The organism is Bradyrhizobium jicamae, from assembly GCF_001440395.1.
Classification (GTDB): domain Bacteria; phylum Pseudomonadota; class Alphaproteobacteria; order Rhizobiales; family Xanthobacteraceae; genus Bradyrhizobium; species Bradyrhizobium jicamae.
In genome coordinates this window covers 56,146-68,348 of the sequence record NZ_LLXZ01000049.1, presented here as the reverse complement: position 1 = coordinate 68,348, position 12,203 = coordinate 56,146, and the positions used below count along the sequence as shown (strand labels likewise).

The 12,203-nt window shown below is 60.6% G+C and carries 10 protein-coding genes, 1 pseudogene and 1 riboswitch; of the genes and pseudogenes, 6 read left to right on the top strand and 5 right to left on the bottom strand.

The genetic code is table 11. The features are described from left to right. Positions 1 to 63 precede the first annotated feature (63 nt). The 5 genes from CQ12_RS07735 to CQ12_RS07715 form a co-directional block, all read right to left on the bottom strand. Positions 64 to 1,032 (bottom strand): TauD/TfdA family dioxygenase, encoded by a 969-nt coding sequence (locus CQ12_RS07735; protein ID WP_057834745.1) that lies wholly within the window; start codon positions 1,030 to 1,032, stop codon positions 64 to 66. Then, positions 1,001 to 1,756: a thioesterase II family protein gene (locus CQ12_RS07730; RefSeq protein ID WP_057834744.1), complete on the bottom strand. Its 756-nt coding sequence runs from the start codon at positions 1,754 to 1,756 to the stop codon at positions 1,001 to 1,003. The genes CQ12_RS07735 and CQ12_RS07730 overlap by 32 nt, the downstream gene beginning before the upstream one ends. 23 nt (positions 1,757 to 1,779) lie before the next feature. Next, positions 1,780 to 2,007: an MbtH family protein gene (locus CQ12_RS07725; protein ID WP_057834743.1), complete on the bottom strand. Its 228-nt coding sequence runs from the start codon at positions 2,005 to 2,007 to the stop codon at positions 1,780 to 1,782. A 385-nt stretch (positions 2,008 to 2,392) separates the two neighbouring features. After that, positions 2,393 to 4,750, bottom strand: coding sequence for a TonB-dependent receptor (locus tag CQ12_RS07720; protein WP_057834742.1), 2,358 nt, complete (start codon positions 4,748 to 4,750; stop codon positions 2,393 to 2,395). Positions 4,751 to 5,102: 352 nt separating this feature from the next. After that, positions 5,103 to 6,251: an amidohydrolase gene (locus CQ12_RS07715; protein ID WP_057834741.1), complete on the bottom strand. Its 1,149-nt coding sequence runs from the start codon at positions 6,249 to 6,251 to the stop codon at positions 5,103 to 5,105. 143 nt (positions 6,252 to 6,394) lie between these two features. Between CQ12_RS07715 and CQ12_RS07710 the strand changes: the two genes are divergently transcribed. The 6 genes and pseudogenes from CQ12_RS07710 to CQ12_RS46140 form a co-directional block, all read left to right on the top strand. Further along, positions 6,395 to 7,417: an LLM class flavin-dependent oxidoreductase gene (locus tag CQ12_RS07710; protein WP_057834740.1), complete on the top strand. Its 1,023-nt coding sequence runs from the start codon at positions 6,395 to 6,397 to the stop codon at positions 7,415 to 7,417. Between the two features lie 91 nt (positions 7,418 to 7,508). Continuing rightward, positions 7,509 to 7,705: riboswitch (cobalamin riboswitch) on the top strand. 107 nt (positions 7,706 to 7,812) lie between these two features. Then, positions 7,813 to 10,086 (top strand): TonB-dependent receptor, encoded by a 2,274-nt coding sequence (locus CQ12_RS07705; RefSeq protein WP_057834739.1) that lies wholly within the window; start codon positions 7,813 to 7,815, stop codon positions 10,084 to 10,086. A gap of 2 nt (positions 10,087 to 10,088) precedes the next feature. Then, positions 10,089 to 11,534, top strand: a complete 1,446-nt coding sequence (locus tag CQ12_RS07700) for a PepSY domain-containing protein (RefSeq protein ID WP_057834738.1) — start codon at positions 10,089 to 10,091, stop codon at positions 11,532 to 11,534. Between the two features lie 38 nt (positions 11,535 to 11,572). Continuing rightward, positions 11,573 to 11,848: a hypothetical protein gene (locus tag CQ12_RS07695; RefSeq protein WP_057834737.1), complete on the top strand. Its 276-nt coding sequence runs from the start codon at positions 11,573 to 11,575 to the stop codon at positions 11,846 to 11,848. A 56-nt stretch (positions 11,849 to 11,904) separates the two neighbouring features. Further along, positions 11,905 to 12,090 (top strand): CbtB domain-containing protein, encoded by a 186-nt coding sequence (locus tag CQ12_RS41935; RefSeq protein WP_083519174.1) that lies wholly within the window; start codon positions 11,905 to 11,907, stop codon positions 12,088 to 12,090. A gap of 6 nt (positions 12,091 to 12,096) precedes the next feature. After that, a pseudogene (locus tag CQ12_RS46140) lies at positions 12,097 to 12,203 on the top strand (CbtA family protein); the annotation flags it as partial.

Here is a 12,203-nt window from a genome sequence, read left to right as displayed (position 1 = left end):
TCCCAAAACCCTGTCCGAACGCGAACCGAGAATCCTCAACCGTCGGGTGACGGATGCCGGACATCAGCTCTGCCGATGCGCTTCCGCCATCGCGACGATCACCTTGCGCGGCCCCTTGAACGGTGCGCGGGCATGCGCAGTGAGCATGTTGTCGAGCATCACCACGTCGCCGGCCTGCCAGGGGAAACTGAGCTTGTGTTTCTCGAGGACGCTACGGACGATCGACAGCGTTTCATCGTCGATCGGCGAACCGTCGCCGTAAAAGACATTGCGCGGCAGATCGACCTCGTCACCGACCACGTCGAGCAGACTCTCGCGCACTTCCGGCTCGAGGTTCGAGACATGGAACAGATGCGCCTGATTGAACCAGACCCACTCCCCCGTCACCGGATGGCGCGCCGTGCCCTGACAGATCTGGCGCGTGCGAAGCTCGCCATCTTCCTTCCACTCGCATGCGATGTCATGCCCGGTGCAGTAGGCCTCGACCTCCGATCTGGAGTCGGTGCCGAATACCTGCTGCCAGTCGACATCGAGACCGTTGCCGTAGTTGCGCACATACATCACGCCCTTGTCGGCGAAGCGCTGACGAATAGCCGACGGCATGTCGCGGTAGATGGCGCGGCTGTCGGCGATCGGCGTCTCGCCGCCCTCCAGCGCCGGCTGCATGCAGTAGAACCAGATCTTCATCGGCCAATCGCGCGTGTAGGCCTGCTCGTTATGCAGCGGGATATGCTGGTGCGGCGGATATTCCGTTGACGTGTAGACCCCGGAGGTGACCTGCGAACGCGGCGTCGATCCAAACTCGTAAGTGAGCAGCGGATGACCGAAACCGGCAGCGAAGGCCCGAAACGCATCGGGACCGTCGAGCCCGAAATCGCGAAATACGATGCCGCCGCAATCGGTCAAATGCCGGTCGATGGCCTCGCGCAGCATAGGCAGCGCTTCGCCAAGCGGCTGCCCGACCGTCTCGGCCTTGAGCAGCAACGGAAGACTTCTGCCCTCAATGAGTGGCTGGACGGAGAACGCGCTCATGATCCTCGCTCCGATGCAAACCAATCGATCGCCCCGATTGCTGGGCCAGCGCCGTGCCGATCAACTCGATCAGTTCAGCCTGCTGCGTGTGAATGAAGAAGTGATGTCCCGGCAGCATATGAAGCGTGAATGACGCCGAGGTCTCGCGGCCCCAGGCCTGCAGCGCTTCGCGGCTGGTTTCGTCGTCGACGCCGCCGAAGACGTGCACGGGGCACGGCAACGGTTGCCGCGGCCGGTAGACATAGGCGCCGCACATCAGGAAATCGGCGCGAAGCACCGGCAGGGCCGATCGCATCAGCTCCGCGTTCGCCAACACCTCCTCCGGCGTGCCCCGCAGGTTGCGCAATTCCCGCAGCAATGCCTCGTCGCTCAGGGGCTGGCGCCATCTGCTGCCGTCTCGAACGGCCGGCGCCTCCGCGCCCGAGGCAAAGAGAATGGCCGGCGCCGGCGCGCCGCGATCGAGCAGGTTATGCGCGAGCTCGAACGCTATCACGGCACCAAGGCTGTGCCCGAACAGCGCATAAGGCGCATCAAGCTGCCCGCCAAGTTCACGCGCGAGCTGCGAGGCAAGCGCGCGCGGGTCGGTCACCAACGGCTCGTCCATGCGCGCGCCGCGCCCGGGCCACTCCACCGGCCGGACATCGATCCACGACGGCAGAAGCCTGCGCCACCGCGCATAGATCATGGCGCTGCCGCCGGAGTAAGGCAGACAAAAAAGCCGCATCGGAAGATCAAGACTCCGTTGGCTCAAGCCGACTGCTGCGGCGCCGTTTCGTCCATGAATTTGCGCAAGGTCAACGGGCGCATGTCGGTCCACACCTGCTCGATGTGCTCGAGACATTCCTTCTTGCTGCCCGTCTTGCCCACCGCTTTCCAGCCGTTCGGAATTTCCTTGAACGTCGGCCAGATGGAGTATTGCTCTTCGTGATTGACGACGACGGTGAAGGTGACGTCGTCTCTGTCGAACACCATCATTGGTTCGGCCCCTGTTTCAGAAAACGAATGGAATGGCGTTTGACTAGGTCAGAAGCAAATGACGGTCAAAACAATATCGGCGCCGAAGTTTTTAATAGCTCCAAGGTGGCGATGGCATGACATCATGCAACCTACGCGCTTACGCGCGAGACGGGTGACAAGTCACTGATTTGCAAAACGATCCGCAGTTTCTTGCAATTCTAGTCATTTGGATCGGAACAATTTTCGAGATTCGAAAATCGCGCTTTCAGACGCTTCGAAAATCTTTCATCACATTGTCATCAATTTCGAGAAGTGAGCTGTTGCCGACAATGGCAAATCAAAGAAAAGCCGCCGCGGACGACATCCGCGGCGGCGTGTATTGCCGACAAGCGACAGATAGCGTTCAGAAGTTGAACGTCGTCGACAGGAGATAGGTGCGCGGGGCGCCGATGGAAACGGCGCTGCTGACTGTCCGGTAGGAGTTGTAGTACGCCTCGTTGAAGACATTCTCGACAGCGGCGCGGATGACGATCGGCTTACCGTTCCAGGGAGACAGGAAGGTATAGCGCGCTCCGAGATCGACTCGCGTCCACGCCGGAAGCAGCAGCAAGTTCGCATCGTCCGCGTAACTATCGCCGGTGTAGATGACCCTGCCCGTCAAGGTGAGACCATTCACAAAGGGGGTATCCCATTCAACACCGAAATTGGCGTTGATCGTCGACACGCCCACCGGCGTTTTTCCATTGTAGTTGACCACTCCAAACCCTGGATACGTATACGATTGCGAAACCACTTCGCCGTTGATGAACGTCACACCGCCGAGAACCCGGAACCAGGGCGCCAGCTCACCGAAGGTGTACAGTTCGACGCCGCGATTGCGCTGCTCGCCAATAAGTCTCCTCGCAGGCAGAGCCACTCCCGGCACGGGAACTGCGGTCGCGTTCGGAGCAGTAATATCGAAATAGCTGGCCGTGAACGTGATGCGACCCATGTCGATCTTGGCACCGGCTTCCATTTGCTTGGTCTGGGCGGGAGGAAGGATCTCTCCGACATTCGAATATGTCGTAACTCCGGAGACGACTTCCGGTATTTTTAGTCCCTCGATGTAGTTCGCATAAAGCGAAACGTTCTCGATGGGCTTCACAATGACTGCATAGCCCGGGCTCCAGACTGGAACGTCTATGTGCGAAGAGGCGGGCGTAAGAGGCGCGAGAGTCTGGCTATCGACTCCCACCGCCTGCCGCCTGGCTCCGACGATGAGCTGCAGCCTGTCGCCGAACATCGACATCGTATCGGCGATGCCAACGCTGTTCATGTTGGTCTGGGTTCGCAGATTTTGGACGATGGTAGTGAAGTTCGGCAAAGGAATCGGAACCGGATTGTACAGGTTCGAGCTGACGATCCCGCCTGACCTGCCGAACGAAGAGTAATCGCGATCGAAGGTCGAGTAGTTGACGGTAAAGAGATGATGGACAGGTCCGGTGTGACCAGACGCGCGAAAGCCGATATCGGTCGCATAATTTTCAAAGATGTCGACGCCCTTCAGAGCAGGATTTGACCAGTTTCCCACTACCCCGCCGGCGTTGGTGATGCGCGGCGACACATACTGATAGTTGTTTTCGCTTCTGTGATAGCCGCCCGCGGCATACATCGTGAGCCAGTCGGTCATATCGACTTCGGCGCGCGCCATCGCGAATGAATCTCTCGGTTTCCAGCTCGCCCAGTCCGGCATGTAATTGGTGCCAGGCGTCGGGACGGGCGGCACCCGAATGGCCTGTGCCGGTGGAAAGGGCGGACTGGTCGTGAACGTCAGGAACCGCTGCGGCGGACTGAGATTCTCGGCCTGATAGCCGAGGTCCACGGAAACACGCGCACGCTCGCCGCGATAGTCCATGTTCAGCACGGCATTGCCGAGTTCGTCGGTCTGACGGTCAATCGGGGTCTGTCCGCCTCGTCCACCACCGTTGAAACGGATTCCGAATTCCTTGTGCTCGCCGTAGCGGCGCGCCACATCGATAAACGAGCCAAACTGGGACTTGGAAATATACACGCCGGTGAGCTGCGTGATGTCGAAGTCGGGAGCCATCTTCGTCACCAGGTTCAGGCTGCCTCCGATGGCGCCGGCAGGCGGCATACCACCGAGCATGACACCGGGACCCTTCAGAACCTCGACCCGTTCCAGATAGTTGGCCGAAGTCGAATAAGCCGGCGCCATGCCATAAAGGCCGTTCATAGCGTAGTCACCGCTGTCGTAATAGAAACCTCTGATATAGAGGCCGTCGATGCCGTTGCCGGCAGGGGTCTTGGATCGGACTGAGGGATCGTTGAACAGCACGTCGGCCACGGTGCGCGCCTGCTGGTTCTGCATGAGCTGCGCGGTGTAGCTGACCTGATTGAACGGCGTATTCATGACGCCACGATTGCCGAGAAATCCGAGTTGGGACCCGGTTGCGACCTGTCCGCCGGCATACGGAGCCGGAGGCGCACCGAGCGTTCCAGTGGAGGGCGTCACATAAGGTACCGGCTCCACTTGGCGAGGCGCCGGCGCAGCGACACGGCGCTGCACGCGCGATGTCGACGTCTGCGATCTCCGTACCGCGGGCCGCGCTCGCTGCTGAGTCGGAGCATCCACCGTCACCGGCGGCAAATTCTGCGCGAACGCCTGCTGGCCGGTCGAAACATTCAATGAAAGCGCGAGATAGCTTACCGCTCCCAGCGAAACAGCGCGCACAACATTTCTGGCAGCGACTTCATACGTCATACTTCCACCCCAAAAGCCCACAAGCAGGTCCCTGCCCGTTCTAGCTACCGAAGTGGAAACGGCGAGTAGAAGCTATCTAAGGTGATACTATATGCACGCAGCAGTTTGCATCCGTGGCGATAGAGCAACACCGCGCATCTTCCTGCTCTGGATTCTCGCGCAAGATTTTTTCGAACACGCGCCTCGGCGAATGAATTCGTTTGTGCGTCTCAATGCGTCGGCGCGATTTGACTCAATGTGTCGACACGATTTGTAATGCTTCTAATTTTTATTCATTCTAATTTCATGCTTGGCGAATCGAGCGCGGCTGCAGATGGAAGCGCCCTGCGCCCTTGCATACGCTCGCGCCTCTTCAATCCAGCAAATTGCGCAGCGTCCGCATGAAGATTGTTGCCCCAATTTCAATGAGTTCGTCCGGAAAATCGTAGTTCGGCTCGTGCAGGCTGGGATGCTGTTCCCCTGCTCCGAGGAAGAACATCGCGGCCTTCGACCGCGAGTTGAATCGTCCGAAATCCTCGGACCCTCGCATCGGAAGACCCTGCGCGGAGTGTCGCACGCGTTCAGCGTCGAGCGCGGCCTTCAGATGCGCAACTGCATCCGCATTGTTCAAGCAGTGACTGAAAACGTCGCGATAGGTGATTCTGACTTGCAGCCCCTCGCTCGCCGCCACGCGTTGCACCAGATCTTCCGCCTGCTGACGTATCAGCTCCATCGTCGAATCGGTCAGCGTCCTCAGCGTCACCCAGAGCTCGGCCTGACCGGGTGAGATGCCGAATGCCGGCTCACCCAGCCTCGCATGGGTAACCGTCACCATCGAGAACGCTTCATCCAGCGCGCCGCCCCGTCCCAACGCAGTGATTTCGTTCAATAGCGTTGCGATGGCCCGTTGCGGCGAAACGCCGAACTCGGGGCTGGAGGCATGCGCGGTTCGTCCTGTCAGAACGATCTGCATGCCGCGCGAGGCGCAATTGACCAGACCTTCGGCGATCGAAACCTGCCCGAGCGGAAGGCCGGGCAAATTGTGCAACGAGAAAACAAAATCGGGGCGCACCTCATCGAACTTCGCATCGGCAAGGACCGCCGCGGCGCCCGAGCCGTCCTCTTCAGCCGGCTGGAACAGCAGCATGGCGCGCCCCCGCTTCGGTCGTTGCCGACAAAGGCGCCGTGCGACCGCCGCCAGGATGGTCATATGCCCGTCATGCCCGCAGAGATGCGCCTTGCCCGGCACCGATGACCGATACGCCAGCTCCGAGGTCTCCTGTATCGGCAATCCATCGAGCTCGGCCCGCAGCATGACGGTCGGACCCGGCGTTTCCCCCTCATAGATTCCAAGCACGCCATGACCGCCGAGCCCTGTAACGACCTTGTCGGCGCCGGCTGCATGGAGCAGCGCCTGCACCGCCGCCGCCGTCTGTTCTTCCTGTCCCGATAGTTCAGGCTTACGGTGAAGTTCCCGGCGCCAGGCCATCAGTTCGGTCAGATCGTGTTCAGTCAGGAACATGGGCAGCTCTTGCTATTGTGTTTGGCGAAGCAGACCAGACATGAGCATCGATGATTACATGATCAGTGAGATAACATACATCGGGACCAAGGAACGCCTCCTGCAAGGCGGTTGAAAGCCATTCGTGAAGACGGACTGCCCATATGAAAAAGATCGGATTTCTCTCCTTTGGTCATTGGACCGCTTCTCCGCAATCGCAGACGCGCACAGCCGCGGACACGCTGCTGCAGTCGATCGACCTGGCCGTTGCGGCCGAGCAGTTGGGCGCGGACGGCGCTTATTTTCGCGTCCATCACTTCGCCCGCCAGCTCGCCTCCCCCTTCCCTCTGCTGGCTGCGGTCGGCGCGAAGACCAGCCGAATCGAAATCGGCACCGCCGTGATCGACATGCGCTATGAGAACCCGCTCTATATGGCGGAGGACGCCGGCGCGGCCGATCTCATCTCCGGCCAACGTCTGCAGCTCGGCATCAGCAGAGGATCGCCCGAACAGGTGATCGATGGCTGGCGGTATTTCGGCTTTCAGCCGGCCGATGGCGAAAGTGATGCCGACATGGGGCGGCGCCACGCAGAAGTCTTCCTCGACCTCTTGCGTGGCCGAGGTTTCGCGCAACCCAATCCCCGGCCCATGTTTCCCAGCCCGCCCGGGCTGCTGCGTCTCGAGCCGCACTCCGAAAGCCTTCGCGAGCGGATCTGGTGGGGCGCCGGTTCGAATGCCACGGCCATTTGGGCGGCAAAGCTCGGCATGAATTTGCAGAGTTCGACACTCAAGAACGACGAGACCGGAGAAGCCTTCCACGTCCAGCAGGCCGCTCAGATCCGGGCCTACCGTGCGGCCTGGAAAGAGGCCGGCCATGCACGGGAGCCGCGGATCTCGGTCAGCCGCAGCATCATCGCGCTCGTGAACGACCTCGATCGCGCGTATTTCGGACGCGGCGGCGAAGGTGAAGACCAGGTCGGCTTCATCGACGAAAGGACGCGGGCCATTTTCGGGCGCAGCTACGCTGCCGAGCCGGATGCGCTGATCGAGCAACTAAAAGCGGACGAGGCGATTGCCGAAGCCGATACCCTCCTCCTGACCGTCCCCAATCAACTCGGGGTCGAGTACAACGCCCATGTCATCGAGGCAATTCTGACGCACGTCGCGCCCGCTTTGGGATGGCGTTGAGCCTCTCTCTTATAGAGCAAGCGTATAGAGCAAGCGCCACGCTGATTTGCAGTCGTGCGGAGACGCGCGATTGACAGCCCTTTCCAAATGAAATTATGGTGAACGCGACGGTTCTCCTTCGGGAGATCAAAAGGGAATGCGGTGCGGGGGATCTCCCCAATGCCGTAGCTGCCCCCGCAACTGTAAGCGGCGAGCCTTTCGCCAAATGCCACTGGGCCATCGGCCTGGGAAGGCGGCGATGGGCAACGACCCGCAAGTCAGGAGACCTGCCGTCAGTCGTGGTCACACGCGAGCACATTGGGCGGGGTGTCCTGGTGGGTGTTGAGCCGTTCTCTCCTCGAGATAGCGGCCAAACGCGTTCGCGGTGACGTGCCACGTTATCGCGAGCCATATTGATGAATTCCCATGCTATCTTCGCGCCGCGGCACCGCCGCGCGCTTCTCGGTTCGATTACGTTCTCCTGCCTGCTTTTTCCCGCCGATGGCTGGACCCAATCCGGAAAGCCGACCCAGACGCTCGACCCCGTGGTGGTGCAGCCGTCGGCAACGCCGCCGAATGCCCGCAACGTCCGACGCGGCAATGCCAGCCGCGCCGCACGTCTTCGCCAGCAACGCAGCGTGGCAACGCACAGCGGTACACCGGTCGCCGCGCCGACAGGTCCGGCCTTCGCCGCACCGACGCTCAACCTCACCGGCGCCAGCACGGCTGGCAGCCGGCTCGGCCTGACGCGGCTGCAGACGCCGGCCAGCGTGGAGGTGATCTCATCTGAAACCATCGCCGAGCGCGGCCAGCAGAACATCCTGGACGCGGTGACGCAAAACGCCACCGGTTTCACCGCGAGCCCGGCGCCCGGCAATGGCGGCGTCTCGTTCAATACCCGCGGCTTCACCGGCCTCGGGTCTGTGATGACGCTGTATGACGGCACCCAGCTTTATATCGGCGCCGGCACGGTGACCTTTCCGTTCGACACCTGGTCAACCGAACGCATCGAGGTGCTGCACGGCCCTGCGTCGGTGATGTATGGCGCAGGCGCGGTCGGCGGCGCCATCAACGTGGTGTCGAAACTGCCGTTGTGGGTCCCTCGCAACCAGGCGGAGGTCTCGCTGGACAGCAACATGGCGCGGCGAATTGCCGTGGATAGCGGCGGTCCGGTCAGCAAGGACGTCGCCTATCGGATCACCGCCTCCGGCAACATGTCGGACGGCTGGGTCGATCGCGACAACACCTCGAATGTCGCACTTCATGCCGTGGTCCAGATCAGGCAGAACGAGGACGTCACCTGGACGCTGTCCACGGATTACGCCGATCGCAATCCATCGCGATACTTCGGCACGCCCTTGATCAACGGCAAGCTCGATGAGTCGCTGCGATTCAAGAACTACAACGTCAGCGACAGCCACATCCGCTACCAGGATAGCTGGAACCAGGTGAAGACCGAATGGCAGGTCGCCGATGGAATCTCGATCCAGAATACGCTCTACTATCTGAACTCCAGGCGGCACTGGAAGGACGTCGAAAGCTACGCCTACAATCCCGCCACCGGCCTCATCAACCGCAGCGATTACATCGAGATTTTTCACTATCAGCAGCAGGTCGGCAATCGCATGGATGCGAAATTCCGCGGACATGTCCTGGGCATGGTCAATGAATTCCTCGCAGGGTTTGACGTCAACAGCATCAATTTCACCCATACCAACAACTCGCCCTATGGCGGCTTGTCAGCCGTCAACCCGTACAATTTCGTTCCAGGCGTATTCAACAGCCCCGACCCGACGGTTCCCGGCTTTGGCAGCGTAACCAACCAATACGCGCTGTTTGCCGAGAACAGGCTGTCGGTCACCGAGCAACTATCCCTGATCGCCGGCATCCGCCAGGATGAGCCGACAGTCACGCGCACCGACTATCGGGTAGCCGCCAACAGCTTCGAAAAGTCGTTCTCCTCGACGACCTGGCGCGCAGGTGCGGTCTATACGCCTGTCAAGGATCTCGCGTTCTATGGCCAGTATTCCACCGCGGTCGATCCGGTCGGTGGGATCATCACGCTGTCCTCCGCAAACAGGAATTTCGAACTGGCCACCGGCAAGCAGGTCGAGATCGGCGTCAAGCAATCGTTCTGGGGCGGCCGCGGCGAATGGACTCTGGCCGGCTATGAGATCGTGAAGAACAATTTGCTCGCGCGCGATCCCAACAACCCAACAGTCACCGTCCAGGTCGGCCAGCAATCCTCGCGCGGCGTCGAAGCATCGATCGGCTTCGCGCTCGACCATGGCTGGCGGATCGATGCCAACACGGCCTTCCTGCGCGCGAGGTATGACGACTTCGTGCAAGCGGTCGGCGGCGTAGCCGTGAACTATGCCGGCAACGTGCCGGTCAATGTGCCGCAGAACGTCTCCAACATTTGGGCGACCTGGACCTTTGCACCGAGCTGGTCGGCCTATGCGGGCGTGCAGATCGTCGGCAAGACCTATGCGGACAATGCCAACACGATGACGCGCCCGGCCTACAACATCGTCAATGCCGGCGTGCAGTGGAAGCCAGACATCAACACCACCGTGTCGTTCCGCGTCTACAATCTTTTCGATGAGGTCTACACGACGTCCGGCGGCACCACTCAATGGATGCTCGGAATGCCCCGCACGGCTCAGCTCGCCGTCAACGTGAGGTTCTGAGCGTGTCACGCCCCCTGAGACGCACACTCCGGCGGTGGCTCTATATCGGCCACCGCTGGGTCGGCATCGTCACCTGCCTGTTCTTCGCCATGTGGTTCATCTCAGGCGTGGTGATGATGTATGTCGCGTTTCCCGGCCTTTCCGACAAGGAAAGGCTGGCGGCACTTCCTGATATCCAATGGGCGAAGGTGGCGCTGTCGCCGGACAACGCCATGAGGAAGGCTGGCGCTACTCGCTATCCACGCGATCTCCGGCTTTCGATGCTGGCCGACGAGCCCGTGTATCGCATGACGGCCTGGGACGGCACACGGCAGGTGATCTCTGCCGCCGACGGCCGGGTCATCACCGACGTCTCCGAAGGACAGGCGCTGGCGGTCGCGCAGTATCACCCTGCGAGCAAGACGCCGCAGCTCGAAGAGATCATCGATCGCGACCAATGGAGCGTGACGGCCCGTTACGATCCGCTGCGACCGCTTTATCTGATTACGCTCGGCGACGATGCCGGTACCAAGCTCTATGTCTCCTCGCGCTCCGGCGAGATCGCGCTCGACACCAACCGCACCGAACGCGTCTGGAACTGGCTCGGTTCGATCCCGCACTGGATCTACCCGACCGTGCTGCGCAAGGACGGGCCGCTGTGGCGGCTGGTGGTGCTGTGGATCTCCGGCATCTGCCTGATCGTGGGCGTCACCGGCATCTGGATCGGCATCCTGCGCCTGCGGCTGAAGCAGCGGTATTCGAGCGACAGGATCACCCCATATCGCGGCTGGATGGCATGGCACCACATCACCGGCCTGATTGCCGGCATCTTCGTGCTGACCTGGATGTTCTCCGGCTGGCTTTCGCTCAATCCCGGCGAATATTTTGCCGGGCGCAACACAACGCGTGAGGTCCTGCAGCGTTATGCCGGCCATGATGCGCCAACCATTGCGGCGAAGCTGCCAACGCCCCAATTCGGCGCCGTCGAAGCGCGTTTCGTGTGGCTCGATGGCAGCCCGATGATGATCGCCGCATCGCGAGATGGCACGCAGACGCCGCTGGATGCGGCATCGGGCGAAGTTGCAAAAATCCCTCAGGATCGCCTCTGGACTGCCGCAGCAAAACTGCTGCCGTATGCCCGCATCACGGAGCGGTCGATCCTCAGAGAATACGACGCTTATTGGTATTCACATCATAACCACCGCGAATTGCCGGTGTTGCGTGCGGTGTTTGATGATGACGCAAGGACGTGGTTTCACATCAGTCCGGTCACCGGCGATATCCTCGGCCGCGTGGACACCAGCCGGCGCACATATCGCTGGCTGTTCAACGCACTGCACAGTTTCGATTTTCAACTGTTGCTGACGTTTCGCCCGGCCTGGGACATTGTCGTGTGGCTGCTGTCGATCCTCGGCACGATCGTCTCGGTGAGCGGCGTCGTTATCGGCTGGCGCTATCTGCGCGCTTGAAGGGAGCCCTCCGTCGAGACTGAACTCTGGAGCTATCGTTGCATCAAAGCGACAATTCAGTTTGCTGGCGGGATGATATCGACGCCTTGGCGTTCGAGCCGGATAACCATGGCGGCTTCTGCATGGTGCATCGGCTGGCCTTTCGAACGCTACTGCAGTTTTATCCGGAGCCTGACGATTGCCTGTCCTTTTTTCGCGGCTGGGAATGCGCCTTCCGGGCCGCGGCGAGAGCCAAAATTGCGCGAAGAGCAATTGCACACGGGGTCAATTTTCACCTCACCAGCCGGGACGTCATCGAACAAATGGACAATTAGTTGTCGCGGAAGACTTTCGCTTCAGCTAGAAACGGCTATTACCTGGGAGAACCGACATGCAACAGACTCGTACCGCCGCCAGCTTGCCGATCGCCAGTCATGACCTGAGCGTGGTCTACCAGGCTGTTCTCGCCATGGCTCTCGGTCTCTTCATCGTCGGGTTCGTCGGTTTTTCCCATATCGATGCCGTCCACAACGCCGCGCATGACGTCCGTCATTCGAATGCGTTTCCCTGCCACTGATTTGCGATGTCCGTTTTTCGTTCGATCGTCTTTTCCGCAGTCTTGAGCGGACTGATCGGCGGCGCCGCAGTCACTGTCCTGCAATATTTCAGCACCGTCCCGCTGATCCTCAA